The sequence below is a fragment of the Hoeflea sp. genome, from assembly GCF_984452065.1.
Window position 1 is genome coordinate 1 of record NZ_CFHWAF010000061.1, and the last position, 26,261, is coordinate 26,261.

General features: G+C 60.3%; 23 protein-coding genes. 8 read left to right on the forward strand and 15 right to left on the reverse strand.

What is annotated here, in order from left to right:
- On the forward strand, nucleotides 1-863 hold an 863-nt coding region (locus AC5E6N_RS13120; protein WP_491748229.1), incomplete at its 5' end, for an O-antigen ligase family protein.
- Nucleotides 864-905: 42 nt separating this feature from the next.
- Here AC5E6N_RS13120 and AC5E6N_RS13125 read toward each other — a convergent pair.
- The 4 genes from AC5E6N_RS13125 to AC5E6N_RS13140 all read right to left on the reverse strand — a co-directional run bounded on the left by AC5E6N_RS13125 (nucleotide 906) and on the right by AC5E6N_RS13140 (nucleotide 11,030).
- On the reverse strand, nucleotides 906-2,561 hold the full coding sequence (locus tag AC5E6N_RS13125) for a BCCT family transporter (RefSeq protein WP_491748230.1): 1,656 nt from the start codon (nucleotides 2,559-2,561) through the stop codon (nucleotides 906-908).
- 219 nt (nucleotides 2,562-2,780) lie between these two features.
- On the reverse strand, nucleotides 2,781-6,968 hold the full coding sequence (locus tag AC5E6N_RS13130) for a translocation/assembly module TamB domain-containing protein (protein ID WP_491748231.1): 4,188 nt from the start codon (nucleotides 6,966-6,968) through the stop codon (nucleotides 2,781-2,783).
- Between the two features lie 56 nt (nucleotides 6,969-7,024).
- On the reverse strand, nucleotides 7,025-8,941 hold the full coding sequence (locus AC5E6N_RS13135) for an autotransporter assembly complex protein TamA (protein WP_491748232.1): 1,917 nt from the start codon (nucleotides 8,939-8,941) through the stop codon (nucleotides 7,025-7,027).
- A 340-nt stretch (nucleotides 8,942-9,281) separates the two neighbouring features.
- Nucleotides 9,282-11,030 (reverse strand): thiamine pyrophosphate-dependent enzyme, encoded by a 1,749-nt coding sequence (locus tag AC5E6N_RS13140; RefSeq protein ID WP_491748233.1) that lies wholly within the window; start codon nucleotides 11,028-11,030, stop codon nucleotides 9,282-9,284.
- A 212-nt stretch (nucleotides 11,031-11,242) separates the two neighbouring features.
- On the opposite strand from AC5E6N_RS13140, the gene AC5E6N_RS13145 reads away from it, so the two are divergent.
- On the forward strand, nucleotides 11,243-11,677 hold the full coding sequence (locus AC5E6N_RS13145) for an HIT family protein (protein WP_491748234.1): 435 nt from the start codon (nucleotides 11,243-11,245) through the stop codon (nucleotides 11,675-11,677).
- Nucleotides 11,678-11,757: 80 nt separating this feature from the next.
- Here AC5E6N_RS13145 and AC5E6N_RS13150 read toward each other — a convergent pair whose 3' ends face one another.
- On the reverse strand, nucleotides 11,758-12,186 hold the full coding sequence (locus AC5E6N_RS13150) for a CBS domain-containing protein (protein WP_491748249.1): 429 nt from the start codon (nucleotides 12,184-12,186) through the stop codon (nucleotides 11,758-11,760).
- A 152-nt stretch (nucleotides 12,187-12,338) separates the two neighbouring features.
- The gene (locus tag AC5E6N_RS13155) at nucleotides 12,339-13,076 is read right to left on the reverse strand and encodes a rhomboid family intramembrane serine protease (protein ID WP_491748235.1); all 738 of its coding nucleotides are present in this window, start codon (nucleotides 13,074-13,076) and stop codon (nucleotides 12,339-12,341) included.
- A gap of 371 nt (nucleotides 13,077-13,447) precedes the next feature.
- On the opposite strand from AC5E6N_RS13155, the gene AC5E6N_RS13160 reads away from it, so the two are divergent.
- A complete protein-coding gene (locus tag AC5E6N_RS13160; protein ID WP_491688983.1) occupies nucleotides 13,448-14,059 on the forward strand; it encodes a PilZ domain-containing protein in 612 nt (203 codons plus the stop codon).
- 572 nt (nucleotides 14,060-14,631) lie between these two features.
- On the opposite strand, the gene AC5E6N_RS13165 is transcribed toward AC5E6N_RS13160, so the two are convergent.
- Nucleotides 14,632-15,261 carry a LysE family translocator gene (locus AC5E6N_RS13165; protein WP_491748236.1) on the reverse strand — a complete coding sequence of 210 codons (630 nt, stop codon included), beginning with the start codon at nucleotides 15,259-15,261 and terminating at the stop codon, nucleotides 14,632-14,634.
- 340 nt (nucleotides 15,262-15,601) lie between these two features.
- Here AC5E6N_RS13165 and AC5E6N_RS13170 point away from each other — a divergent pair, with 340 nt between their 5' ends.
- The gene (locus tag AC5E6N_RS13170) at nucleotides 15,602-16,207 is read left to right on the forward strand and encodes a transglutaminase-like cysteine peptidase (protein WP_491748237.1); all 606 of its coding nucleotides are present in this window, start codon (nucleotides 15,602-15,604) and stop codon (nucleotides 16,205-16,207) included.
- Nucleotides 16,208-16,353: 146 nt separating this feature from the next.
- Here the strand turns inward: AC5E6N_RS13170 and AC5E6N_RS13175 are convergent, their stop codons facing one another.
- Nucleotides 16,354-16,884, reverse strand: coding sequence for a gamma carbonic anhydrase family protein (locus AC5E6N_RS13175; protein ID WP_491748238.1), 531 nt, complete (start codon nucleotides 16,882-16,884; stop codon nucleotides 16,354-16,356).
- A 131-nt stretch (nucleotides 16,885-17,015) separates the two neighbouring features.
- On the opposite strand from AC5E6N_RS13175, the gene AC5E6N_RS13180 reads away from it, so the two are divergent.
- Complete coding sequence (locus AC5E6N_RS13180) at nucleotides 17,016-17,819, forward strand: hypothetical protein (protein WP_491748239.1); 804 nt, start codon at nucleotides 17,016-17,018, stop codon at nucleotides 17,817-17,819.
- Here the strand turns inward: AC5E6N_RS13180 and AC5E6N_RS13185 are convergent.
- Nucleotides 17,813-18,025: a DUF3126 family protein gene (locus AC5E6N_RS13185; RefSeq protein ID WP_491688989.1), complete on the reverse strand. Its 213-nt coding sequence runs from the start codon at nucleotides 18,023-18,025 to the stop codon at nucleotides 17,813-17,815. The two genes, AC5E6N_RS13180 and AC5E6N_RS13185, sit on opposite strands and share 7 nt — an antisense overlap.
- A gap of 118 nt (nucleotides 18,026-18,143) precedes the next feature.
- Nucleotides 18,144-18,959, reverse strand: a complete 816-nt coding sequence (gene cysE / locus AC5E6N_RS13190; protein ID WP_491748240.1) for a serine O-acetyltransferase — start codon at nucleotides 18,957-18,959, stop codon at nucleotides 18,144-18,146.
- Between the two features lie 133 nt (nucleotides 18,960-19,092).
- Here cysE and AC5E6N_RS13195 point away from each other — a divergent pair, with 133 nt between their 5' ends.
- Nucleotides 19,093-19,896: an enoyl-CoA hydratase-related protein gene (locus AC5E6N_RS13195; protein ID WP_491748241.1), complete on the forward strand. Its 804-nt coding sequence runs from the start codon at nucleotides 19,093-19,095 to the stop codon at nucleotides 19,894-19,896.
- 13 nt (nucleotides 19,897-19,909) lie between these two features.
- Here AC5E6N_RS13195 and AC5E6N_RS13200 read toward each other — a convergent pair whose 3' ends face one another.
- Complete coding sequence (locus tag AC5E6N_RS13200; protein WP_491748242.1) at nucleotides 19,910-20,800, reverse strand: alpha/beta fold hydrolase; 891 nt, start codon at nucleotides 20,798-20,800, stop codon at nucleotides 19,910-19,912.
- Nucleotides 20,800-21,582, reverse strand: coding sequence for an alpha/beta fold hydrolase (locus tag AC5E6N_RS13205; protein ID WP_491748243.1), 783 nt, complete (start codon nucleotides 21,580-21,582; stop codon nucleotides 20,800-20,802). Before AC5E6N_RS13205 ends, AC5E6N_RS13200 begins: the two co-directional genes overlap by 1 nt.
- 285 nt (nucleotides 21,583-21,867) lie before the next feature.
- On the opposite strand from AC5E6N_RS13205, the gene AC5E6N_RS13210 reads away from it, so the two are divergent.
- Entirely contained in the window at nucleotides 21,868-22,113 is a 246-nt protein-coding gene (locus AC5E6N_RS13210) for a zinc-finger domain-containing protein (protein WP_491748244.1), read from the forward strand.
- Nucleotides 22,114-22,232: 119 nt separating this feature from the next.
- Complete coding sequence (locus tag AC5E6N_RS13215) at nucleotides 22,233-23,423, forward strand: FAD-dependent monooxygenase (protein WP_491748245.1); 1,191 nt, start codon at nucleotides 22,233-22,235, stop codon at nucleotides 23,421-23,423.
- 12 nt (nucleotides 23,424-23,435) lie between these two features.
- Here AC5E6N_RS13215 and AC5E6N_RS13220 read toward each other — a convergent pair whose 3' ends face one another.
- From AC5E6N_RS13220 to AC5E6N_RS13230, 3 genes are all read right to left on the reverse strand, one after another.
- Nucleotides 23,436-24,224, reverse strand: coding sequence for an amino acid ABC transporter ATP-binding protein (locus tag AC5E6N_RS13220; RefSeq protein ID WP_491748246.1), 789 nt, complete (start codon nucleotides 24,222-24,224; stop codon nucleotides 23,436-23,438).
- A gap of 15 nt (nucleotides 24,225-24,239) precedes the next feature.
- Nucleotides 24,240-25,619 (reverse strand): amino acid ABC transporter permease, encoded by a 1,380-nt coding sequence (locus tag AC5E6N_RS13225; protein WP_491748247.1) that lies wholly within the window; start codon nucleotides 25,617-25,619, stop codon nucleotides 24,240-24,242.
- A gap of 4 nt (nucleotides 25,620-25,623) precedes the next feature.
- Nucleotides 25,624-26,261: amino acid ABC transporter permease (locus AC5E6N_RS13230; RefSeq protein WP_491748248.1), on the reverse strand; the 638-nt coding region annotated here is incomplete at its 5' end.

A 26,261-nucleotide genomic window follows, 5' to 3' on the forward strand; every position in this document is an offset into this window, starting at 1 on the left:
TCCTGAGATACGGCAGGGCCATGGGTGTCTTCCAGGACCCCAACGTATTCGGCCCGTTTCTGGTGCTGCCGGCCTGCTTCATGATGCAGCAGATACTGATCGGACGCCTTGCCGCATCGCCGCCCCGGATCCTGGCCCTCGCCATCCTGACGCTGGCGATTTTCCTGTCGTTCTCACGCGCCGCCTGGGGCCTTTATGCGTTCTGCATGCTGGGCATCGTTTTCATCATGCTGCTGAAGGAAAACTCCACGGCCTTTCGTTTGCGGGTGCTGCTGCTTGGATGCGTCGGCTTTTTTGTGCTCGCGCTCACCCTTCTGATCGCCCTGCAGTTCGAGCAGGTCGCAGACCTCTTTGTGGTACGGGCGCAGCTCGTTCAGAGCTATGACGCCGGTGAATTCGGCCGCTTCAACCGTTACTGGCTGGGACTTGAGGTGGCGCTCACCAAGCCGCTCGGCATCGGTCCGCTCATCTTCGGCACCATGTTTCGCGAAGACACCCATAATATCTGGCTCAAGGCGCTTCTCGACTATGGCTGGCTCGGCTTCGCATCCTATCTGACGCTCATTGTCTGGACGCTCGCCGTCGGCTTCAAATGCCTGCTCAGGAATCGGCCGTGGCAGCCCTTTTTTGTATGCGCCTATGTCGTTTTCCTCGGCCATGTCCTGATCGGAACATTCATCGACACGGACCACTGGCGGCATTTTTATGTTCTGCTCGGCATCATCTGGGGCTGCATCGGCCTGGAACAGCGCACCATGCGTGAGCGGCTTCGCCAGATGGCAGATGCCTCACCATCTCCGGATCAACAGTGTTTCCCGGCCTGTAACAACAGCACCGGATTCGTGATGACCGCCGGTCGCTGACCCGCCGGACTCCCCACCCTTTCAAGGGCGGGGAAAGGATATCTATTCGGCCGCCGGTTGGACCGTGGTCTCCATGCCGGCCTTTTCGCGCCGGCCGTCATTGTAGATCGCTTTCACCAGCGAGATACATTGCAGGACCATGACGAGCGAAAACGGCAATGCACCGATCACCATGGCCGTCTGGATCGCCTTGAGCCCGCCGACCAGCAGGAGCGCCATCACCACCGCTCCAAGAGCAACGCCCCAGAAGATGATGTGCGGACGGGCCTTCGGACCTTCGTCACCGGCGGCATTGATCGTGTTGACGATCAGCACGGCTGAGTCGGCCGTGGTGACGAGATAGGTCATCAGGAGAACGACGATCATCAGCGACATCGCCCAGCCCAGCGCGGGTATGAGCATGTAATTGACCATTGCGAAGATCTTGTCGCCATCCGGGGCGTTGGCGATCAGGCCGCTGGCGCCGCCGTTCAGTTCCAGGTCGATCGCCGTACCGCCGGCCCATGTGAACCAGATGAAGCACATCAGCGAAGGCACGATCATCGCGCCAAGCACGAACTCCCTGATGGTGCGCCCTTTGGAGATACGCGCCAGGAAGAGGCCGACAAACGGCGCGAACGCAATCCACCAGGCCCAGTAGAAGACCGACCAGCCGCCCTGCCAGGCTTCAAGCCTGGAGATGACGCTGTCAGGATTCTCGTCACCCGACCACACCCGGAACATCATGTCGGGCATGGCGATCAGGTAATCCCACAGGCCGAGGAACAGCGCCCTCATTCCAAAGAAGGTCGACCCGAACAGAAGGAAGAATCCAAGCAGGGCGATGCTCAGAACCATGTTGATGTTGGAAAGCCATTTGATGCCCCTGCCGACACCCGACAGGGCCGAAAGCGTCGAGGCGCCCATGATCACGAGAATCGCAACGATGACGCCTGCCGTGTTGGCATTGCCGGCATCATTGGTCAGCCCGGTGATGCCGACACGGGTGAGGCCGGCGACAAACTGTTCAACCCCGAAGCCCAATGTCTGCGCGACACCGAGGATGGTGGCGACCACGGCAACGATATCGACGATATGACCGAGGGAGCCGGACAGCCTTTCGCCGAACAGCGGCGTCAGCGACGACCGCATCGTCAGCGGCAATCCTCTTCGGTAGGCGAAGAAGCCCAGCGCCAGACCGGCAATCGCATAACAGGCCCAGGCACCAAACCCCCAATGGAGGAACGACCATTTATATGCCATGCGGATATTGTCCGCGGTGGCGCCATTGGTGATCCCCTGGATCACCTCCGGATTGTTGTTCCAGTGGTAGACCGGCTCCGCCACGGCCCAGGTCAGCATGCCGACCCCGATACCGGCGCCGAACATCATTGAAAACCAGGAGAAATTCGAGAATTCCGGCTCATCCTCCGGCCTGCCGAGCTTCAATCGACCTGCCGTTGGCCAGACGGAAAGCGCCACGCAGCACAACACGAAAAACGCGACCGTCCAGATGTACCAGGATGCGAAAGACGCCAGGATAAAGGCGTTGATCCGGTTGAGAACAGCGCCGGCCTGATCGGGAAAAGCAATCGCCCAGACAACCAGCCCACCAATGACAAGCTTGGAGGAAATGGTAACGATGTGACTGAATCCTCTATAGAAACCGCTGTCAGCGGTGCCTATGGGCAATTCTGTTAGCGCAGGTTTTATGGACATGTGCTTCCCCGTCTCTCTTTTTACGCCATCGCGCCAGCGGCTTCCTTTAAACGTCCGCAGAATTGTCGATGGTATCATGTTTGCTGCAAATATGCATGCATGCGCAGGGGGAACTGATTATGAGTGGCATAACGCATACAGCGGCCCGCGCCGGGTCTATGACCGGATTTCAGAACGGGTCAGCGAAAAATCCCCGTCACCGGTCACGGATAGTGCGTGCTAATAATCGCGCTCGAAGAACAGACCGCCCTTTGAGTTGCCGTCCATATCCGCCTCGCCCCGCGCCTTCAGACTGTCGGTGATGTCCAGATCGATGGTCACGCGGCCCGAACCGCCGGACAGCCCTTTTTCCACATTGATATAGGTGCGGTCGTTCAGGTAGCGCCCGACCCCGATGGACGTGCCGCCATCGGCATCGTCCGTATTGATATCGAGATCGGCGAGCCCGCCGAAGCTGCGCAGCCGGTCGAGAATTCCGCCCCGGTTGTTCGCCCCGCCAAGCGAGGCCACCACATTGGCAAGCTGCGCAATCTGAACGGCTGAAAGGTTGGAAAGGTTCTTGCCGAAGAACAGGTTCGCCAGAATTTCGTCCTCGGGAAGCGATGGCGAGGACTCGAAGGAAATGTCCGGCTGTGAAGCCGTGCCGGTGACCACAATCGAATAGGACGTGCCGCCTCTGGTCGTCGTCGTCGTGAAATTCAGGATCGGGTCCAGAGCACCGGCAAAGGTGATCGATCCGTTGCTGAAATCGAACCGCTTCGTCAGGATGTCGATCCGGCCCCTGATCATCGAGAACGTGCCCCGCACGCGCGGAGCGCGGCTCGTGCCGGAAATGTCGACGGACCCGCCGAACTCCGCGTCGATGCCCCGCCCGCGCAGGAAGATACGCGCCGGCGAACTGACCGAGATATCAAGCACAAGCCCTCCGGCGGACGCATTTTCGCCCGTTCGCACATCGCGCGGCTCCAGTTCGCGCGCCTGTCTCAGAACGCTCTGCGAAGCGCCGATATGCCTGACATCGATAAACGGTATGGAGGCCGGCAGCCGGTCCGGAATGCTGATATCGGTGCGCTCCAGCGAAATCGATCCGCCAATTCCGCCGGACCGCAACAACGCGCCTTCAATCGTCAGATCGGCATCGAACTGCGCAGTCACGATCTCGCTGTTCGTATAGGTGCCGTTGCTGACCTTGATCGAAATGTCGGCCGGAAGACCGCTTGCCGGGTTTGTGCCGACCGATCCGGCCATCGAAACCGTTCCCTTGGATCCGAGCCTGCCGGTCAGTTCGACGATGCGTGCGGTCTGCCCGTCAAACGAAACGGTCGCGTTGATGTTGCGGACGGTGAGCGAGGTGTTGGATTCGACAAAGTCCGCGTCCGTCGTCGTGACGGTTCCGTTGATGACCGGGCTGGCGGCGGTCCCGGTGACGGTCATGGCGACCTTCGCCGTGCCCTCCAGCTGCACGCCGGAATCGGCCGCCGGCAGTGTCGCAAGCTCCAGCGGCGCAGTGCCGTCCACCTTCAGATTGATCGGACGCTGCCCCTGAATGCCGACGGTTCCGTCAACATTGAACTGCACGCCGCTTCCAAGCACCTGGGTTTTGGTTGTGAGCGTATTCGAGGCGAGATTGCCCGAGGACTGGACCGACAGTGTCGGCATGCGCGCGCCGCGGCTCGCCTCCACGGAAAATCCGGCGATGGCGAGATTGTAATCGACGGTCGGGTCTGCCGCAGTGCCGGCCACCGTCGCGTTTCCGGACAAGGTCCCGCTTTGACCGAGGCCCGTCGGCGCAATGGTTTCAAACAGGGCGGTCGGAAACTGACTGACGGTGATGTCGAAGGCGAGCTGCTCCTGCATCTTGCCGCTGACAACGACGGTGCCGCCGCCGATCTTGAGTGTCGCTGTCTCCACATGCGCGGCGTCTTCGGAAAATGTCAGCGAAACCGGATTGGACAGGCGCACGGGCACCGAGCGGAATGTCGCGTTCGCCTTTGACAGCGCGATTGTCGTCGCTCCGTTGACGGAGGACACGTCACCTTCGACCGTCAGCGGCGCATCGTACACCGTGGCGGAAACAGCGAACGGGATCAGGTCGCCGCCGCCCCTGGCGGTTGCCTTCACGTCATAGGCTGTCGTCCCCGATATCCGAAGGCTTGCCGCGGTCGCCGAAACCTCGACGGATCGCGGCAAGGAAAGGTCCTCAAGCGAGGCCTGGACAGACAGGTTCGATGCGGCAACCGCACCGGTCGAGAACTGTCCGGCCTCGAAATCGGCCGTCATCGACTGTTTGCCGTTGAGTCCGGCAAATGTCACCGTGCCGGACATCGCGCCGGACAGACCTTCCTGCAGCAACAGGGGCCCGAGTTCGGCAAGCGAGGTGACGTTGACGTCCAGCGCCCCGGTCAGGAGACCCGCCGTATCCGTATTGAGCGTGCCGACGGCCCTGGCGCCCGGCACGGTCAGGTCGAGTGTCTCGACCAATGGCGCTCCGTTCGCATCTGTCTTGACGCCCGCGGCAATGCTGACCGGCTGTCCCTCATAGCGCCCGTCCACCTTGAGGCTTGCCGTCGGCTGAGAGCCGGACGCGACGCCGCTGGCGATGATCGAAAGTCCCTCCAGCGGTTTCCCGAGCACCGAGATGTCGACCCCCTGCGCCTTGAGATCAAAGTCGGGCGCATCCTGTGAGCCGGAAATGTCGAGATCGAAATTGAAGCCGCCCTCCAGCCCTTCCCTCAGTCCCGAAAGGTCCATCAGCGACGCCTGCACGCCGAATTCGACCGAACCATTGTCAAGCTTACCGTCTCCATTGGCTTCCAGGTTCTTGCTGAGCAGGCTCAGATTGGTCACGGTGAGCGCCCGATCGTCCGATTGCGCGACCTGTGCTGAAACCGCCACGTCCGCCTGGCCGAAGAGTGCGACAAGCCGGTCATTTGCCGGCAGGCGCATCTGCGCCTTCGTCTTCAGATCAAATGATCCCTCCGTGATATCGGCATTCCCGCTTGCACTGGCGTCAATGCCGGAGGCTTTCAGGTCGAGCCGCGAAATGGCTATACGCATGCCCTCGAACGCCGCATCCGCCGAGGCGTCAACCGCTCCGGAAAGGAGGGTGTCGACCATGTCCTGACCGGTCGTGAGCGCCTTGGCGGCCAGATCCAGACGCGCCTCGCCGCTGCCATCAAGGAAATTGACATTCGATGAGCGTCCGGAAATTGTCGCATCGTCGACGGAAAGGTCGCCCGCGCTCACTGACCGCAGGGAGCCGTCAAGAACCCACTCGGCCTGCTCAAGACTTCCTTTGAGACTCGATCGCACCGCCACCTGTCCGATATCGACGGTGCGGTCGCCGCCAAGCGAAAAGGCCACCAGCGCATCCTCTTCGCCAAAGGTGACGTCGGCGCGAAGATCCACCGTATCGGCATCGGCCAGCACCTGGCCGGATGCCTTAACCGACAAAAGCGCCGACTTTGCCGACAGCCTGTCGATACGAATCGTGTTGGCGCTGTCGCGTTCGACATCGAGAGCGATGCTGGTATCGCCGGCGAAAAGCGGAGCGACCTGCTGCGGCATCAGCCGTGCGAGATATCCCTTGAGCGTCCCCTCGATGGCCTGCCGCTCCGCGCTGACGGAGAGGGAAACGTTGCCTTCCACGGTTTTCTCCCCGTCGAGACTGACCGCAAGCGTGCCGTTCCATCCGTCCAGCGGGCCGCTGCCCGCAACATCGACATCCACCGCGGGCAGGCCATGGATATCAAGTGCCCGGGCAAGCAGCCCGTCCGACGGTTCGCTGGCGGTGAGCTTCAGGTCCAGCTCGTTTGCTTCCGGCGACACCTTCCACTGCGCCGAGACGTCACCCGCTGTGCCGTCGATGCGTAAAAGGTCGAGCATCCCGGTCAGATCCACCGGGGCGTCCCTCAGCAGCACATTGCCGGTCAGTTGCAGCGTGGCTTTTTCGCCGAGGACCGGCTCGGCAAGGTTGATGGCGCGCACGAAAACATTGTCGACGATAATGCTGAGCGCCGGCAGCCCGGGCGGTCCGGAACTGGACAAATCGTCTTGTCTTACGGCAACCGGCCGCCGCTCGACCGAAAGCTCCGTGACGCCCAGCCGACCGACGTCAACCGTCCCCGTCATCAGTTGGCCAATCGAGACATCGGCCTGAATATCGTCGGCAATCAGCCAAATTCCGGACGTATCGGCGACCGTCAGCCTCCCGATATTGGGGGTTCCGCTCATCAACCCTGAAAGGTCGGAAACGACGACCGTTCGTCCCTGCCCGCTGGCAAGCGAACCGATGATCGAGGCCGTCATGGAAAGCCCCGGGCCCGTGCCGATAAGCGCCAGAGCGCACAGGATCAGCACGACAATGGCGCCGGCGAGGACAGATAGGATGCGGATGACGCTCTTCATCGTAGCTGTTCACTCATGGATTCGCCATCTCATTATAGCGCATTGACAGGGCAGACCTAAAACGCCTGGCCGAGCCCGAGATAAAAGCCGAAATCCGGATCGCCGCTGATTTTGTTCAGCGGCACGCCGAAATCCAGGCGCAAGGGGCCGACCGGTGTCAGGTAACGAACGCCGGCACCGGCACCTGTAAACCAGTCTCCGCCCTGTCCCGGCGTTGACGACGTAAACGCCCCGCCGCTGTCGACAAACGCGGCAAGGCCGATATTGCCGGTCACCCGCAGGCGCGCCTCGACGGATGTCTCGATCAGCGACAAACCGCCCGTCGGCTGGCCGCCGGAACGCGGACCGGCGGACTGAAACTCGTAACCGCGTATGGATCCGCCGCCGCCCGAATAGAAGCGCCGGTCAGCCGGCACCTCCGTGAGGCGCGCGCCCAGAATGGACCCGACCAGCACCCTGCCCGCAAGAACCAGCGTTCCGGAGTCGTTGAGCGCGCGATAGGCGTTGAGCCCGCCCCGCGTCTTGAAGAAACTGTCGCTGTTGTGGATATCAAAGGTCGGCTCAGCCGACAGAAGAGCCCTGTAGCCGGTGGTGGGGTTGAGCCTGTCGTCGCGGGTATCGCGTATCAATTCCAGGGGCGCCGACACCAGCACGCTTGCGGTGGGACCGGTTGTATCACTGAACCGCGCATATTCGACCTCCAGATAGGCCGTCCCCGTCAACCGGTCGCTGAATGCCCGCTCCAGCCCGGCGCTGCCGCTGAAGGAGTGTTTCTTGAACGCGTCCGTGTCCTGATACTGGGCTTCAAGCCTGGACTTGAAAGACGTCGTCGGTCCCCAGACACCCGGCTTGGTGAACGTAGCGGCAACATGATAGTCAAGCGAGGTTGAGAAATTCGACCTGCCGATACCGGAAACCGCGCCTTCAATGCGCAATTGCTCGGCGCGCCCGAAAGGATTGCGGTGGGTCCAGAAGGCTTCCGTTCCCAGACCGTCCTGTGTTGCCGCCGTCACGCCGACACCCACGGTCCGCGGTTTTCGCTCGCTGACCTCGATCGAGATGGACACGGAATCGTCCGGTCCGGGCTCTTCGGCTTCGATGATGACGACACTGTCGAAGACGCCGAGGCCACGCAGCCGCTTGCTTGCATCGGCAAGCCGTTTCGGATCATAGACAGCGCCTGCCGGTATGTCGGCCTGCTCGATGATGAAGTCTGAATCCACGTTTTCAGCACCCGAAACCGTGACCGGGCCGAAGACCGCAAGCGGCCCGGGCCGCAGCCGCAAATCCACTTTCAATGTCCGGTCGCGGTGATCGGCGATCATGTCCCGGCCGGCAATCCTGGCGAAGGCATAGCCGTCGTCCCGCCAGACCGTCACCAGCCGGCTCTCGGCATTGACGACCGCATCCGATTTTGCCGGCTCGCCGGCAACGACCCCGAATTCGGCAAGGTCAATCGCCTCGCCGGTCGTCGTTTGCGCATCGGCCCGGGCAAAGGTAAAGACCGGTCCGCTGTCGACATCGATGGCAACGGCCGCGGGCGCGCCACGGTTGAGCACCGTGTCGATGGGAACGTTCTCGAAGGGTGTGCCGTCGATCAGAATATCGACGGTACCGCCATAAAGGGCTTGCGAATAGAGCGCCGCGACAAGGCGCCTTTTGTCGTTCTTCGCGCGTGTCAGAAGGCCGACCGTCCCCGACGGAGGCGTTTCCTCCTTTGTGACCAGAAGCGAAATGGAGTTGAGCAGCTCTCCCAGTTCAGCATCATTGTCAACACTCAGATGCACCTCGTAGGGCACGGCATCGGGCACCTCCTCGGCGGCTTCCTGAGTTTCCTCGCTGCCCCAGAGCCTGATCCCGAATATCTTGAACGCTTCTGCCGGACCCGGCGACAGCGTGACCATCAGCAACGCCGCAGCGAGGCTGAACGCCGTTACCCTTATTGCGGTCAAGGAGCGCCGATCGCCGTTCATGGACCCTTCCGCAGGCAGAGTTGACGCAGCGCTTGGTAAACCACGGCTTCAATGCAATGAAGCCCCAATGAACGAGCCACGGCCGGCCTGCGATACCCTTCCTCACTCAAGACGGCATTTACCGGACACGGTTGCGGCAATGCACGATTTCAGACCCGGAGGAGGCATCACAGCCAGTTTCCGGAACGCTGCACCAATCCGAACCGGGCAATGTCGTACCCGTCAAAACCCTGTTGCCAATGATAGGCCCCAATCCTGACCAAATCCTAACCGGATTCGATAAGCAATTGTTAACGCATCTCTTCACGGAATTCGAGCATCCGTTACAATCCAGTAACGATCACAGTGTCGCCTTGATTTCCTCCTTCCAGTTGTCCCATTGGGTGTGATCGCCCTTGAGCCCAAGAATGCCTTCCTTGATCTTGACCATGCCAAATCCCCAGGCCTGCTCGACGGAGACATGCGGCGGCATGACCAGTTCGCCTGCGGTGACGATCGCGTCGATCAGAAACGGTTTGTCCGATTCGATCGCGGCCTGGATCGCCGGCAGGATATCCTTGGCTTTCTCGACGCGCACGCCGTCGCCGCCGCATGATTTTGCATAGGCGGCAAAGTCCGGATTGACGAGATGTGTGGCTTCGGCGTTGTAGGCATAACCGCCGACCTCCATCTCCATCTTCACGAACCCCAATTCGCTGTTGTTGAAGACGATGACCTTGAGCGGCCATCCGTAGCGCGCGGCGGTCACGAAATCCTGCATCGCCATGCCGAACCCGCCGTCGCCGCACAGGGCCCAGACCTGTCGTTTCGGGTCGGTCGCGATGGCGCCGAGACCGGACGGCAGACCGGAGCCGAGAGAACCGTGGTTGAAAGAGCCCACCAGGCGGCGCCCGTTCTTCAGCCGCATCTGCCGGGCAATCCAGACCGTGCTGAGACCGACATCGGCTGCGATGACGGCATCGCTGGATGCATGGTCGGAAATCGCCTTTGCAAAGAGCTGCGGATGCAAAGGCTCGCCGTCATTGTCCAGCGCCCCCTGCTTGTCCATGCTTTCAAGCCATTTGCCGGCGCGTTTGAGCTGCGTCTTGAGAAAGCTGTCGTCGCTCTTGCCGTCCACCAGCGGCACAAGCTGTTCGAGCGTTTCCTTCACCGTGCCGACCAGGCCGGCCGTCACGGCGGCCCGGCGACCGACATTCTCGACCCGGCAATCGACCTGAATGATCTGCGGACCGTCGGGAAGGAACCACTCATAGGGAAAGTCCGTTCCCAGCATGACAAGCACATCGCAATCCCTGACGGCATGGTAGCCGCCAGGATTTCCGATCAGCCCGGTCATTCCGACGACCGGTCCGTCGTCGTAATCGAATATGTCCTTGCCTTTGAGCGTGTGCACCACCGGGGCCTGGACGCGCTTTGCCAGATCGATGATCATCTCCTTGGCCTCGCGGCAGCCCGCCCCGCAGAAGAACGCCACTTTCTTGCCCTTGTTGATGACATCCGCCGCCCTCTCGATCTCGGATGACGGCGGAACAACGGCCGATGCTTCTGTGACCATGTGATAATGCCGGCGCAGATTGGGCACCGGCTCCTCCGTCACGTCGATGGGCAGTTCGATGCGCACCACGTCTCGCGCCACAAGCGCACGCTGGATCGCTATCTGCGCCAGGCGCGGCATCTGTTCGGGCGCGTTGATCACCGCCTGAAAGGCACAGACATCGTCGAACATCTTTTCCAGGTTGACTTCCTGATGGTATTCGGTGCTGCGCTCCTTGTGGCCGATCTGGCCGGTCAGCGCGACAACGCCCACCCGTTCGCGTTTGGCGTTGTAAAGCCCGTTGATCAGGTGCAGCGCGCCGGGCCCGACGGTTCCGGCGCACACGCCGATCGCGCCGGTGAGCGCCGCCTGGCTGTAGGCGGCGTAGGCCGCGTTTTCCTCGTGGCGTACCGTGATCCAGTCAAAGCGTTCGTCACCCCGAATTGCCTCAAGCAGCGGATTGAGCGCATCGCCGGTGACGCCGAATATCTGACGCGCGCCCGCGGCATGCAGACTGTCCAACAGAACCTCACAAACATTTTTCTTCGATGCCATGCCCATCTCCTGTCTGATCCTGTCGCAACCCGCCCGTTCCCGCCGCCGACGGCGATGCGCAATCCGCGTGAAAGCCCATCTTCGCCAATATCTTCATCGCGGATCAAGGCTTTTCAACCGGGCGAGCGGTTTGTCCGGAACGCAATGCTTGACGCGGGCATGCGGGCGGGGCAATCGTTGCCTGCGCCGCTTCAGCTTCAGCGAGGATCCATATGACCGAGACCCCTGCCTATGACGACGAGAATGTTTTCGCCAAGATACTGGCCGGCTCGATGCCGTGTCACAAGATCTACGAGGACGACAACACCTTTGCCTTTATGGACATCATGCCCCGCGGCAAGGGTCACTGCCTGGTGATACCCAAGGCGCGCGCGCGCAATATCCTTGACGTCGAAGCCGGCGATCTCGCCCATGTGATGATCAGCGTCCAGACGCTGTCGCGCGCGGTCATGAAAGCGTTCGATGCGGATGGCGTGACCATCCAGCAATTCAACGAGCCGGCAGGCGGTCAGGTCGTGTTCCACCTTCATGTCCATGTCATCCCGCGTTTTGACGGGGTGAAACTCGGGGCCCCGGCCACCACCATGGAAGACCCGGACGTTCTGAAGGCAAACGCGGACGCGATACGGTCCGTCTTGAACAACTGAGGAACCTTCGGCAAAAGGAGGCAAACGAAAGGCGGACGCCGGGGGCCCGCCTTACGAACGACAACGAAGAAACCGGGATATCAGCTTGCAATATAAGCCTTTATCTCTTCGGCCTCCCGTTCCACCTGCTCGATTTTCATGCGCACAACGTCACCGATGGACACGATGCCGCCAATCTTTCCGTCAACCTCCACGGGAAGGTGCCGAAAGCGTCCCCGCGTCATCATTTCCATGAGATGATTGACCGAATTATCCTCGCTGCAAACCTTCACATTCGACGTCATAACGGTTGAAACGGCATCGTCCAGCACCCCCGGTCCTTTTTCCGCAATGCTGCGCACAATATCCCGCTCCGATACAATTCCGCAGATCTTCTCCGCATTGTCTACCACCACGATTGCGCCGATCTTGTGCGTCGACAGCTGCCTGCCGGCTTCCGCGACGGTAATGTCCGGCCTTACGGTAAAGACATCCCGCCCCTTCTGCTCCAAAATAGCCTTGACTGTCATCGTGACCTCCTTCTCGCGCCCTACACCGCCAAGCGCGCCTCCACGACGAGTTGTGACCGCGCGCTTTGCATACCAAGGGGATATGGTGCGCGCACTGAATGTGAATTGCAAGCCGTATGCCAGCGACCGTCAAAGACCGGAATTCGGTGCGGTCAGCTGCGCTGCTCGACATCGAACAGCGGAAAAAGCAGGAAACCGAAGACAAAACCGCCGATATGCGCTTCCCACGCAATTTGCGCGCCTTCGCCCGCCCCTGCGGCAAATCCGAACGCGGCGAGCGCGTTGATCGCAAACCAGACCGCGACATAGATCAGGACTGTCCTGTTGCTCATCGCCTGCAAAAGGCTCAGGCGCGGCAGCAGATGCGCTTCGGTCCGGTTAAACCGTCCGTTCATGGGAAATGCGAAGCGGGCGGCGGCGCCCATCAACCCGGAAACAACGCCGGAGGCGCCGATCATGGGCACGTTGCTGCCCTGATTGGCCAGCCAGTAAAGTCCGGCGGCCGCAATCGCGGAAAACAGCCAGAAAACAAGGAATCGGACCGTTCCGATCCGCCGCGCGACAACGGCCCCGAACGCCATCAGCCATATGGAGTTGACGATGATGTGGGCAAATCCGCCATGCAGCAGCGAATAGGTCAAAGGCGTCCAAAGCCATGCCAGGCTTTGGTCGGCGAAGCCTATCGAATAGCGGATCGGGATGAAGCCGCCCTCTACCACGACCTGAACGTTCCGGAAGCCGGTCAGCAGAAAATCGCGCACGAGCTGCACCAGCCACATGACCCCAAGCACCCAGACGATCACGGACGGCAGGTTGAACACCGGCTGCCGAGCCCCGGGACCGCCATATCCCGCCCCACCCGATTCCTCATGCTGACGCTGCGCGGTCATTGGGCCTCCTGAAGATGTTGAGGCGCCTGCTTACCACACCGCAAGCAGGCAAAAAAGAAGCCGTTTGACATCGCTGTCAAACGGCTCTGGTCGGGCCCACCCCACCACGACTTGGTGCTGAACGGTTGTTTTGGAACAACCTTTAATGTGATGGTCCATCTTTGCCATGATCGCACACGATCGGCAATCTAAACCATCCGTTAACCTTAACCGCGGCGATTTGAGAAAGCCCCGGCAGCGGCCGTCATGCAAATCCCGCCACCGCGATTCGGCGCTGCAAATTCCATAAAAATGAGCGGCTGCCTGATTACCGCTTGTTAACCAGAACATCCTATTGTGAAGGCACATTTTTAAGGAACGGACCCTACCACATGCACTTTGCTCGAGGATCGGCACAATCGCTCGCCATGGAGCCTGATGAAGATACGGCCTATCAAAATGTCGTGGTCAATCTTCACGGGCGGCTGATGTGTGCCGATTTCACCGAATATGAGTGCGTTGCGGTTGAGATGTCTCCCGGCGAAGTCCAGTTCAAGTGCTCGGCCCTGCCCCGGCTCGAGGAACGGATCGTTTCCTATATCGATCATATCGGCCGGATCGAGGGCAAGATCACCGAACTCCTCGACGACGGATTCCGCATGGCAGTCAGCGCTCCGGACCGCAAACGCCATAAGCTCGCCGCCCAATTGACCTGGTTCGCCAACCGAAACGAACTCGGCCTGCCCGAGGACCGGCGGCACGAACGTATCGTCCCGCGCAATCCGAATGCCGAAATCCGGCTCGCCGATGGCGATACATATCCCTGCCGCATCGTTGATTTGTCGATGTCGGGCGCAGCGCTCGAGCTGGAGATTCGCCCCGAGATGGGGACGCAGGTCATTCTCGGTACCATGCGCGCCCGCGTCGTCCGGCATTTCGATGACGGCATCGCCATAGAGTTTGCCACGATCCAGCCGCCGGAATCCCTCGAGAACTTTATCTGAGCCTCGCTCCCCATGGATAAGACCCGGCGGGCGGGCACTTTCAAACTTGCCAACCGCGTTTACGTCGCCGACCGCTGCAGCCAGCGCGGTGGCTTGAGCGGTTCACAGCCACCGGTATCGTTATCTAAGCGTGCTGACCGCGCCGGGACGACCGGCGCGATGCAGGCGAGCGCGCGCACTCTCCCCGCCGATTAGCAGCAAGCAGCGGCAGCCGTTTGCGTCAATCACGGCATGGATTTCAGTGGTCAGACCTCCATGCGAACGTCGAAAGCCTTCGCCGACGCTATCCTGTGTGCAACTCGCGTGCCGATGGGCGCGGACAATGGTGCTGTCGATCATTTGAACGTCAGCATCGTCCCGATGCGAGATGGAAGCCAGGATACGATCCCGGACGCCTGCGCAGCACCATCGGACGAACCTGTTGCAGCAAGTGGTGTAAGGGCCATATGCCAAAGTTCAATGTCCGCTTTGCCCCCGATACGCTGACCTAATCCGCAAGGTTGACCGACCGCTTGGAGCGCAAACTCATTGATGCTGCGCAATGCACGAATGTCGGCAATGCGATCCCGCTACTAACGTTGCGGCTGAAAGTCTTTGCTCGCCAGCAACGCCGCTGCGCCGATCATAAGTGTGCCGCAAACCTTGTTCACCAAGCCAAGGGAGAACCGCTTTAGCGCCGAGGCCGCACGGACTCCAAGCCATCCCCAGAGCAGCAAAATCGCTCCATCTACCACCAAGTATGTAACACCCAAGATGAGCAGTTGAGGGAGCACCGGCAGTGTCGGGTCGATAAATTGGGGAAAGAGCGCACCGAAAAAGACGACGGCAAATGGATTCGCCATGGAAGTCACGAAGCCCTGACGGAACAAGCGATACGATTGGGCAGATGAAGTGGCGGCAACATCATTCGGTTGATCTTTCGAGAAAACGAATTGAAGACCAATCCAGACCAAATAGGCAACGCCGAGCCATTTTATCCAAATGAACGCATTCGCAGAGGTCGTGATGATTGCAGCAAGACCGAATGCCGCACCAGTCATTTGCAAGCTGTTGGCAGCCAAATCTCCTGCAATGGTGTATGCGCTGCGCCTCAGCCCATATCTAACGCTGTTCGATATGATGAGAAGCTGACTGGTGTCGGGCGGTGTAGCGAAGAACACGGCTACTGCTGCCAAATAGATCAAATACGTTTCTATGGGCATGATCGCGTTCCTCCGATTGCACTACAGCAAGCTAAGGTCTTGAGAGTATTGTGGTCAATACACTCTTCGCTGCCATTCGCAACTGGTTCTTGGATGTCCGCTCTGCCGACCTGCGCAGTCGATTGGCCGGCCGCGGCGGCTTCGCCGAAAACGGTCATCCACTTCCAATCGTTTATGCGTACACACCGTAATCCATTAAAATTTGAATCAATATTTATACTTATTTTATTCAATATAAGATTTAAATATAAGAAAGTTTGTACTGATTTATACTGGTAATATTTGCGCGATCTAAAAACATAGATGTCATGATGCCCCAAAATAGACGGGGAGTCACGACATGAAAACCGCAACGTTTTTTGGATCCGCGCTGATCGGCGCAGCTTTGATCCTGTCCTTTCAGGCACAGGCAAGCCCGGCGAATATGACGACCGCCGGGCTGACGAGTCAGCCGATCGGGCATTACAGGTTCTGCCAGAGCAACCCGCGCGAATGCAGCCAGCGCTCGCGCAGCTCGCGTCCGATGAAGCTGACCGAGAATGCCTGGCAGAAGATGATCAACATAAACCACGCGGTCAACCAGGCGATCGAACCGCGCACTGATATGGAAATCTTCGGTGTCGAGGAGCACTGGACCTATCCGCAGTCTGTCGGCGATTGCGAGGATTACGTTCTCCTGAAGCGTCAGATGCTGATGGATGCGGGCTTCAAGCCGTCGGACCTGCTGATCACGGTTGTTCGCCAGCCGGACGGATCCGGCCATGCGGTGCTGACGGTGCGCACCGATCTGGGCGACTACATTCTCGACAATATGCGCAACAAGGTGCTGCTGTGGTCGGAGACGGAATACACCTATCTCAAGCGCCAGTCTTCGCATCACTCAGGGCGCTGGAAAACCATTGAGCACGGCCAGTCGACATCGGTTGGCAGCGTCCGAAGCAACTGAAAACCGGGCGTGAAACGGGCACGCTCAAGGATAGATACGCAACAACGCGGGATGCGTTACAAGTTAAGGCCACGGTCAGTCCCCACCCTTCCCGTCTCAGACCCTGGCCTTGGGAGCCGGCGCAAGTCGGCTCCCACCCCTTTTCTTCAAGGATCGATGCGCCTTAGTCCATCGGCAAAGCGGCGGGCATTCTCCACATAGTGGCTGGCCGACCAGCGCAACATCTCGACCGCCTTTTCATCAAGCTGGCGAACCGGTTTGCCGGGTGAACCCACCACCAGGGTGTTGTCCGGTATCTCCTTGCCTTCGGTCACCAGCGCTCCCGCACCGATCAGGCAGTTTTTCCCGATCCGCGCGCCGTTGAGCACGGTCGCCCCCATTCCGACAAGACTGTTGTCGCCGATCGTGCAGCCATGCAGCATCGCCTTGTGGCCGATCGTGCAGCCGGCGCCGATGGTCAGCGCAAACCCCATATCCGTGTGCAGCACGCAGTTTTCCTGGATGTTGGTGCCCTCGCCGACGACGATCGGTTCGTTGTCGCCGCGCAGGACGCTGCCGAACCAGACCCCGACATCGGTTGCGATCGTGACCTTGCCGATCAGGATTGCGCTGTCGGCGATCCAGTGAAAGCCGTCGGGCAATGACGGACTGTCGTCTCCGAGACTGTAAAGCGGCATTTTGACCTCTTGCTCCAATATGAAAGGCGATGTGCGGCGCCTGAATTTACCGCCCCTTAACCATAGTCCTGAATGATCATCGTAAGCGTGTGACCTTGCACACGCGAATAGGAGCGACCGGACCTCTATTCATGAATCAGACAAACCCGTCAACGCCGCCCGGCGAGTACGAACCGCTTATATCGCCGGGGCTGATACGCAAGATCCTGATCTGCGTCGCGGTCCTTGGTGTTCTGACCGTGCTGCTGAGCATCGGCGGGCGCTGGATGGGTCAACGCATGGTGACCGCCGGCTTCAGCACCGAAACGGCACCCGTTGCGCTTCGCATCGGCGATCGGCAGATGGAGTTGCCGGCCAACACGATCCGTTTCAAGAACCAGCGCATCGACGGCGCCTATGAACGAATTGAGGCCTATGTCTCATGGCCGGATCTTACCGGTTACTCACACGCCGACCGGTCCATCTTCAACGGGTCGGGAAAGGCGCACAGGCTGGTTTTTCTGACCATGTCGGGCCGCGCCATGCCGCTGGACATGTCCGAACGCCTGACATCCGTTTACAGCCGCCTGACCACGGATCGCGAAAGATCGGGCGGGCACGGTCTGGCCGCGTACGAGTTCGGCGTCAACACCCGCTATGCCGGGGAAATGCTCTATGTCGGAGACCGCCCGGGTCAGCCGACATTCGTGGTGCGCTGCCTCAAGCAGGACGGCCTTCCCGAAGGCGCACGCACCTGCATGCGCGACGTCAATATCGGGCCTGACCTGACGCTGACCTACCGGTTTTCACACCGGCTGCTCTCCGAGTGGAAAAACCTCGATCACTCCATCACATCATTTGTGAAGGACGCGCTTGCCGAAAGCACGGACGTTCCGGCCGCCCGAAAAGGCGTCCCGGTTGCCTTTGACCGCGCAGCACCATTCGTCGATCAGTGATCGTCCAGGTCGATATCCAGGATCGCCATGGAGAAATTGAAGGACAGGTCCCCGTCTTCATCGTCCCTGAACAGCACACCCAGAAACTCGTCGCCGATATAGACCTCGGCTGAATCGTCCTTGCGCGGCCGTGCCCGCACCTGCATCTGAGGATTGAACGTCCGTTTGAAGTAGGAATCAAGCTTACGCAGTTCTTCGGGCTTCAAGTCGCTCTCCGTATTGGTGCCATTTGAGGGTGTCATGCATGGCTTGGAGAGCCCTGTAAAGCCCCCAGCAGCAATTCCCGCCATTTCCACAAGAAGCGGATTTGCCGGCCACTCCAGATCAGTCGTTCAGGGTCTGGTCCATTGAACGCGCCGGCTCCTTGCAGCCGGCCTGGCCGACAACCCGCGCCGGCACTCCGGCAACCGTTGTGGCCTCGGGCACCGGTTTAAGCACCACGGACCCCGACGCGATACGCGAGCAGCGGCCGATTTCGACGTTTCCAAGCACCTTGGCTCCGGCGCCGATCAACACGCCATGGCGGACCTTCGGGTGCCGGTCGCCCTGTTCCTTTCCGGTCCCGCCGAGCGTCACGCCCTGCAGGATCGACACGTCGTCTTCGATAACGGCGGTGCCGCCGACGACGAGGCCGGTCGCATGATCGAGGAAGATCCCCTTGCCCATCCGCACGCCCGGGTGGATGTCGGTCTGGAACACCTCGGACGAACGGCTCTGCAGGTAAAGCGCATAGTCGGTGCGCCCCTGCTCCCACAGCCAATGCGCCAGGCGGTGCGCCTGGATGGCATGGAACCCCTTGAAATAAAGAACCGGCTCGATGAAACGCCCGCAGGCCGGATCACGATCGTAGACCGCCTGAACGTCGACGCGCAGCACCGAACTCCATTCCGGCCAGTCGGCAAGCATCTCCTCGAAGGTCTGCCTGAGAAGGTTGGTCGGCATATCGGGGTGATCGAGCCGCTCGCACACCCGGTGTATGACCGCATCCTCGAGCGAGCGGAAATTCAGAATTGTCGAGTAATGATAGGTGGCAAGCACCGGATCGTTCTCGACCGCCTGCTCGGCCTCGGTCCGGATGGCCTCCCATATGGGATCCATGATCTTGACCTGTTTGGCGCCAACGGCTTTGCCAACAGCCATAATACCTTCCTCCAGCGACGGCCCCACCGGGCGTAATTCCATTCGGTACTGACCGAATAATCTCTATCGCACCTGAAACAACATTCGGTAAAGATATGCCAGATGTATTCAGATTGAAATGGATAACTTTTTGATGAAATCAAGGCACACCTTCGTCGGCGAATCCCTCATCGCGTCCACCGACGATCACATCGGTTTTCTGACGCTCAATCGACCGCGGCGAAAAAACGCCATCACCTACGACATGTGGCGTGCAATCCCGCAGGCGCTCGACTGGCTGTGCGCGCAAGGCGACATCAGAAGCGTGGTGATGCGGGGCGAAGGCGGAGCGGATTTCTCCGCCGGAGCCGACATCACCGAGTTCGACCGCTTGAGGGAGGAACGCACTGCCGCGGAAGAGTACGAACAATCGAACGCGCAGAGTTTTCGCGCCGTGCGGCAGTGTCCGGTGCCTGTGATCGCGATGATCAACGGCGTGTGTTTCGGCGGCGCCTTCGGTCTGGCGGCGGCGGCGGATATACGTGTCGCAAGCAATGACGCGCTTTTGGCGGTGCCGGCGGGACGGCTGGGCCTCGCCTATCCGGTCGACGCCATGAGCGACATTGTCGAGGCGGTCGGGCCGCAAACGGCACGCATGCTGCTTTACACTGGCCGCCGCATGACGGCGCGCGAGGCCCATGCGGCGGGCCTGTTGTTCTCGGTCTGCGGCCTTGCCGATCTGCAGTCGGACACGATGGAACTTGTCGCCCGGATCTGCGCCAACGCACCGCTGTCAAACCGCGCCTCCAAGGCCTCCATACGCGCCGCGCTCAGCGGCAGCGCCGGCGACCGCGCGCTCGCCGAGGATATCGCGCAATCCACCTTTTCCAGCCTCGACTACCAGGAAGGACGAACGGCATTCCGCGAAAAGCGGCAGCCGGACTTCTCCGGCAAATAGAAGATGCATTCCGTCAAAGTGTATCGAGGAACTCCAGGATGGCGGCCTGGAAGATGTCGTTCCGGTCGCCCGCGACCATGTGCCCGGCGCCGGACACATCAGCCAGTTGCGCATGCGGCACAAGCTGCAGGAACTCCTCGGCATGTTCTTCCGATACAAGTTCCGACTGGCGTCCGCGCACAAGCAATGTGGGGATCGTCAGCGCCCTGGCGGCCTCCAGACGATAGTCCTCAGGGTGCTCCCGCCCTGATCTGACCGGCCGCGGGCCGTTGATGAATGCCGGGTCCCAATGCCAGCGATATCGTCCGTCATCGCCGAGGCGCAGGTTCTTCGACAGCCCCGAAAGTGATTTCGGGCGGCTTCGGTTGGGAAGGTATGCCGCGATCGAGTCGGCGGCTTCCTCCAGGGACACAAACCCCTCCTGCATGCGGTCCGACATGAAACCCAGAATCCGGTCGACGCCATCCCTGCGCATCCGCGGCGTGACGTCGACAAGCACGATCGCCTCGAACAGATCCTGACCGGACTCGAACTGCGCCGACAGCGATGATATGCCCCCAAGCGACGCCCCGATGACAATCGGCCTGAAGCCGTAGTCGCCGCGTATTTTGCCCGCGACCGCGGCGACATCGGCGGCGAAATCTTCAAAAGCATAAGCCTTGTCGGCAACCCATTCACTATCGCCGTGGCCGCGCTGGTCGACGGCGATCGCGGTGCGGCCGGCGGCCTGCAAGGCACGCGCCGTCGTATCCCACGCATGCCGCGTCTGCCCGCCGCCGTGGAAGAACAGGACCGGCGGGCCGTCGGCCTGGTAAACGCTTGCCGTCAACCGGTTGCCGCGCGCACCCTCATAGTCGCGTGTAACCGCCCCGTCTGCCGCCTGCGATGCCGCAACCTCACTCATCAGGCTTCCGCCTCCCTGTAAAACGCGATCACTTCGGCCTTGTAGGTCTTGTCGCCGACGGCAAGCATGTGGTCCTTGCCGGAAATTTCGAACGATCGGGCGTGCGGCATGCGTGCAGCAAGCTGCTGCGCCGATCCGGCAATGCTGTCCTTGCTGCCGACAGCCACGAGCGTCGGCATGGTCAGCCTTTGCAACTGCTCGGGCCGCACCAGGGTGCGTGACGATTCGATACATGCCGCCAGCGCGATCCGGTCCGATTTCGTCTGGTCGGCGAAGGCGCGGAACGCCCGGCCCGTCTCGTCGCTCACCTCTTCTATCGATGGGGCAAGCAGTGCCCTGGCCACCGGCCCCCAATCGCCGACACCGTCGATCATGCCCGAACCAAGGCCGCCGAAGACCAGCGAGCGCGCAGTATCGGGCGCCTGCAAGGCGAGAAACGCGCTCAGCCGGGCTCCCATGGAATACCCCATCACATGCGCCTCACCGATACCGAGATGATCGAGCAGCGCCATCCCGTCGGACGCCATCAACTCGGGCGTATAGAAGGCGGGATTGTGGAGCTTGTCGCTGCCGCCATGACCCCGGTTGTCGAGCGCGATCACCCTGTGGCCCGCTTCCGCGAGAACTCTGACCCAACCGGTATGGACCCAGTTCACATGGGCCGTCGACGCGAAACCATGAATGAGCAGGACGGGAAAACCGTCGCGCGGGCCGGTATCGAGAAAAGCGATACGCACCCCGTCATTCTCGAATTCTTCCATTGGCAGGCGGTCAAAATCCATTCCGCGGCTCCAGTATTGCAGTCCGGACCAGTGAGATATGACAATCTTGAACATTTCTCAACAGCGCTTTCAAGCGCCGGTCGAAACGAAAGCGAAAAGGAGCCCGAACCCGTTCTTTTCGGCGTGGCCAAGTCGCCGGTCTCTTGGCGCAGCCTCATTTATCCAAAATAATGAGAGTTCCTTAATCCCGATTTGGAAATGCGGCGTATCAACCGCTATTTCCTCTACACATTTGACAACCATGCGTATATGGATTGAAAAAATGTCTGATCTTGGAGATTTGAAATGGCCGGGCAGCCCATCCCGCATTTCCACAATGACGCCGGACACCCCTCGATCGAGATCGGCGTTCGGGAATTTATGTGTGTCGGTGCGAATGCGCCATTCGATCACCCTCATGAATTCCTCGACATGGGTGATGACAACGAGATCATTTGTCCCTACTGCTCAACGCTTTATCGGTTCAACGCCGATCTGGGCCCGAATGAAACCAATCCCACAAACTGCACGTTCAAAGTCGAAGCAGTCTAGTCTTTTTCACGGACCGAACGCATCTGGAGAGCGGCATGCAAGACAGAGAAATGCTGAGTAAAATCCGTCGGGATACGCTTCCGGAAACAGCGGACTGACCTATTAATCACGGCGACACGATGCAACCAGGAATTGCCGTTATCGGCGCAGGCATTGCCGGTCTGACTGCCGCACTTGCTCTTTCGCAGCGCGGCTATTTTGTCGACATTGTCGAAAGCTGCGAAACACTGGCCGAAGTCGGCGCCGGATTGCAGCTTTCACCGAACGTTACAAGGCTTCTCATCGGTCTGGGGCTGGCCGGCGACCTGCCCGACGTCATCGTAGAGCCGCAAACGCTGGCGCTTTGTTCCGGGCTCGACCGGCGTCTTCTTTGTGAATTGCCGTTCGGCGAAGCGGCACGCGACCGCTGGCACGCGCCCTACGGTGTCGCCCACCGCGCCGACCTTCAAAACATGCTGGCGTCGGCAGTCGCGGACAAGAACAACATTGACCTGCACATGGGCAAGCATGTGGCGGCGGAGACGGAAGAAGAACTCTTCGCGCAAATCAGCGACATTGTCGGCGGGGAGCCGGCGCTGATTGTCGGAGCCGACGGTGTATGGTCCTCGACAAGAAAGATCGCACCGACCCCCAGTCCGGCCTCGTTCTCCGGAACGGTCGCCTGGCGCGGCGTCAGCGAGGCCGGAAATCTCTCCGGTGCCGACAACGGCCCGGCGGTCACCGCCTTTCTCGCGCCCGGGTCGCACCTGGTGCTCTATCCGCTCGGACGCCGCGGCACGGTCAATGTCGTCGCCATAACCCCCGGAAAAATCGACAGCCAGGAATGGGATCTGTCCGCGGACCCGGCCACCCTGCTTGAGAATTTCAGGGGTTGGGACGAGGGCTTGCGCGCCTGGCTTCCAGACATCGCATGGAGACGATGGCCTTTGTTTGAAGTCAGGCAAACGGTCTTCAGCGCCGGAGCGAAAACCGTGCTGATCGGCGATGCGGCCCATGCCCTGACACCGCACGCGGCACAGGGCGCGGGCATGGCGATCGAGGATGCCTGCGCACTCGCCGAATGCCTGGCCGTCGCCGACGGCAATATGACAAAGGCCCTCGACACGTTCAGTGCCGTCAGGACACCACGCATCGCCAGGGTCCGCAAGCGCGGCGATTTCAACAAATTCACCTATCAGGCCGCGGGCCCGGTGCGCATGGCGCGCGATCTCATCCTGTCGCTGAGGTCACGCGACGGGATTCTGGCCGATTTTGACTGGCTTTACGGCTATGACGCCGTCGCCGCAGTGAGCAAACCGCAAAACACCTAGAGCAAGCCCGCTCTAATGCAGGATCTGACTGAGGAACAGCTTGGTGCGCTCGTGCTGCGGATTGTCGAAGAATTCGCCCGGCTCGTTCTGTTCGACGATCTGGCCCTGATCCATGAAGATGACGCGGTTCGCCACCTGGCGCGCAAAGCCCATCTCGTGCGTGACACACAACATGGTCATGCCTTCCTCGGCGAGCCCGACCATCGTGTCGAGCACCTCCTTGATCATCTCCGGGTCCAGCGCGGAAGTGGGTTCGTCGAACAGCATGATCCGCGGGTTCATGCACAGCGAGCGGGCAATCGCGACGCGCTGTTGCTGACCGCCTGACAACTGTCCGGGATATTTGTGCGCCTGTTCGGGTATCTTCACCCGCTCAAGGAAATGCATCGCAATATCCTCGGCCTCCTTCTTCGGCATCTTGCGGACCCAGATCGGCGCCAGCGTGCAGTTTTCGATGATCGTCAGATGCGGAAAGAGATTGAAGTGCTGGAACACCATGCCGACCTCACGGCGCACCTCGTCGATCTTTTTCAGATCGTTGGTCAGTTCGATACCGTCGACCACGATCTTGCCCTGCTGGTGTTCCTCCAGACGGTTGATGCAGCGGATCATGGTTGACTTGCCCGATCCGGAGGGGCCGGCGATGACGATCCGCTCGCCACGCATAACCTTGAGGTTGATGTCGCGAAGAACATGGAAATCGCCGTACCATTTGTTCATTCCGGTGATCTCGACGGCGACATCCGTATCGGACACCGTCATCTTTGACCGGTCTACTTCGTGAATTGCCTCTTCAGACATTTCTATTCCCCTGATTTATGATTTGTGGCTGGTATCGAGCCGGCGTTCCATGTATTGCGAGTAGCTCGACATGCCGAAACAGAACCAGAAATAGACAAATGCCGCGAACAGGTACCCCGTCAGGGATTGCCCGGGCGATGCCCATTTCGGATCGGTGAAGCTCGCCTGGATCTGCCCGAGGAAATCGAACAGACCGATAATCAGAACCAGCGTCGTATCCTTGAAAAGGCCGATGAAGGTATTGACGATACCCGGAATGACCAGCGTGAGCGCCTGCGGCAGGATGATCATCCGCATCATCTGCCAGAAGCCCAGTCCCAGCGCCATGGCGCCTTCATACTGTCCTTTGGGGATGGCCTGCAGGCCGCCGCGCACCACTTCCGCCATATAGGCGGCCGCGAACATGGCGACGCCGACCAGCGCCCTCAGCAGCTTGTCGAAATGGGTGCCCTCCGGCAGGAACAGCGGCAGCATCACCGACGCCATGAACAGGACCGTGATCAGCGGCACGCCGCGCCAGAACTCGATGAAGATCACCGAGAAAAGCTTCACGATCGGCATGTTGGATCGCCGTCCGAGCGCCAGCCCGATGCCGATCGGCAGCGACACGGCGATACCGGTGACGGCGATCACAAGCGTGACCAGCAGCCCGCCCCACCGGTCGGTCTCGACCGTCTCCAGACCAAACGGTATCGCGAAAACCACGAGAACCGCCGCAAGACCGCCCATGATTGCCAGGATGGCTTTGGCAATGGGGTCCGGACTGGAATCCGTCCCGCGCGCGATGCCGTAGCCGATTGCCAGCAGAACAAGCGTGACGATCACATAATCGATCCAGAACTGAACGCCGGCATTCCCGATAAACATGTCCGCGATCAGGAACCCGCCATAGTGCAGGTTGCCGCCGGTCAGCAGAACGAAGCTGGCGACCGGAAAGACAACGATCATGAAGACGATGTTGATACCCTTGAACGGGACCGACGGGATCAGCAGCGGAGCAATTCCACCGAACAGCATCACATAGACGATATTGACCCGCCACTGCTCCGCATCGGGATATCGCCCGTAGATGAACTGGTTGAAATAGGCGCCGACATAGGTCCAGCAGGCGCCGAACCAGCCGTCAGGCTGAACGCCGCCCTGCTCGAGTGTGGTGCACGCGGAACGATCGGCCCCGGTCCAGACCGCATCGACGAAAGCGAACCTGAAAAGCGGCGGTATCACCAGATACAGCGCGTATAGAACCAGCAGCGTCAGCAGCGTGTAATACCAGGTCGAAAACAGGTTGCTGCGCAACCACGCGATCGCTCCGATTTCGCGGACGGGAGCCGCCGAGGCGCCCACCATTTCCCCTCGGACGAAGGCGACGGAGACGTCTTTTTCTGTCTGTGCCATCGTCCTACCTCTCCACCAGCGCCATGCGGGCGTTGTACCAGTTCATGAATGCCGCCGTGATCAGCGAAAGCGCCAGATAGGTCAGCATCGTCATGGTGAGGATTTCCACCGCCTGACCGGTCTGGTTGAGCGCCGTTCCGGCAAACACCGAAGTCAGGTCCGGATAGGCGATCGCCACCGCCAGCGATGAGTTTTTCGTCAGGTTCAGATACTGGCTCGTCAGCGGCGGAATGATCACCCGCATCGCCTGCGGGATGACCACCAGCCGAAGCGTCGGTGCGTTGCGCAGGCCCAGCGCGTGCGATGCTTCGGTCTGCCCCTTGTTGACGGCCAGAATACCCGCCCTGACGATTTCGGCGATAAACGCCGCCGTATAGGAGGCCAACGCGAGCAGCAACGCAATGAACTCGGGAACGATCGTCATGCCGCCGGTGGGCCTGAAGCGCCCCATTTCGGGATATTCGAAATCGAGCGGCGCCCCGGTCAGTACAAAGACGACCAGCGGCAAGCCGATGATCAGCCCGGCCGCCGTCCAAAGGACGGGAAACTGTTGACCGGTCTTCATCTGGCGCTGCCGCGACCAGTAGTGAATGATCACGGTCGCAACGATGCCAACGGCAAAGGCCGCCAGCGTCAGCGACA

Bases quoted from the DNA above. Each gene is read 5' to 3' on its own strand.
- AC5E6N_RS13215 (WP_491748245.1), top strand. From the start codon at position 22,233: ATGCAACCAGGAATTGCCGTTATCGGCGCAGGCATTGCCGGTCTGACT.
- AC5E6N_RS13200 (WP_491748242.1), bottom strand. From the start codon at position 20,800: ATGAGTGAGGTTGCGGCATCGCAGGCGGCAGACGGGGCGGTTACACGC.
- AC5E6N_RS13170 (WP_491748237.1), top strand. From the start codon at position 15,602: ATGAAAACCGCAACGTTTTTTGGATCCGCGCTGATCGGCGCAGCTTTG.
- AC5E6N_RS13165 (WP_491748236.1), bottom strand. From the start codon at position 15,261: ATGCCCATAGAAACGTATTTGATCTATTTGGCAGCAGTAGCCGTGTTC.
- AC5E6N_RS13135 (WP_491748232.1), bottom strand. From the start codon at position 8,941: ATGAACGGCGATCGGCGCTCCTTGACCGCAATAAGGGTAACGGCGTTC.
- AC5E6N_RS13155 (WP_491748235.1), bottom strand. From the start codon at position 13,076: ATGACCGCGCAGCGTCAGCATGAGGAATCGGGTGGGGCGGGATATGGC.
- AC5E6N_RS13225 (WP_491748247.1), bottom strand. From the start codon at position 25,619: ATGGCACAGACAGAAAAAGACGTCTCCGTCGCCTTCGTCCGAGGGGAA.
- AC5E6N_RS13160 (WP_491688983.1), top strand. From the start codon at position 13,448: ATGCACTTTGCTCGAGGATCGGCACAATCGCTCGCCATGGAGCCTGAT.
- AC5E6N_RS13150 (WP_491748249.1), bottom strand. From the start codon at position 12,186: ATGACAGTCAAGGCTATTTTGGAGCAGAAGGGGCGGGATGTCTTTACC.
- AC5E6N_RS13210 (WP_491748244.1), top strand. From the start codon at position 21,868: ATGGCCGGGCAGCCCATCCCGCATTTCCACAATGACGCCGGACACCCC.
- AC5E6N_RS13145 (WP_491748234.1), top strand. From the start codon at position 11,243: ATGACCGAGACCCCTGCCTATGACGACGAGAATGTTTTCGCCAAGATA.
- AC5E6N_RS13175 (WP_491748238.1), bottom strand. From the start codon at position 16,884: ATGCCGCTTTACAGTCTCGGAGACGACAGTCCGTCATTGCCCGACGGC.
- AC5E6N_RS13140 (WP_491748233.1), bottom strand. From the start codon at position 11,030: ATGGCATCGAAGAAAAATGTTTGTGAGGTTCTGTTGGACAGTCTGCAT.
- AC5E6N_RS13130 (WP_491748231.1), bottom strand. From the start codon at position 6,968: ATGAAGAGCGTCATCCGCATCCTATCTGTCCTCGCCGGCGCCATTGTC.
- cysE (WP_491748240.1), bottom strand. From the start codon at position 18,959: ATGGCTGTTGGCAAAGCCGTTGGCGCCAAACAGGTCAAGATCATGGAT.
- AC5E6N_RS13195 (WP_491748241.1), top strand. From the start codon at position 19,093: ATGAAATCAAGGCACACCTTCGTCGGCGAATCCCTCATCGCGTCCACC.
- AC5E6N_RS13125 (WP_491748230.1), bottom strand. From the start codon at position 2,561: ATGTCCATAAAACCTGCGCTAACAGAATTGCCCATAGGCACCGCTGAC.
- AC5E6N_RS13220 (WP_491748246.1), bottom strand. From the start codon at position 24,224: ATGTCTGAAGAGGCAATTCACGAAGTAGACCGGTCAAAGATGACGGTG.
- AC5E6N_RS13180 (WP_491748239.1), top strand. From the start codon at position 17,016: ATGAATCAGACAAACCCGTCAACGCCGCCCGGCGAGTACGAACCGCTT.
- AC5E6N_RS13205 (WP_491748243.1), bottom strand. From the start codon at position 21,582: ATGGATTTTGACCGCCTGCCAATGGAAGAATTCGAGAATGACGGGGTG.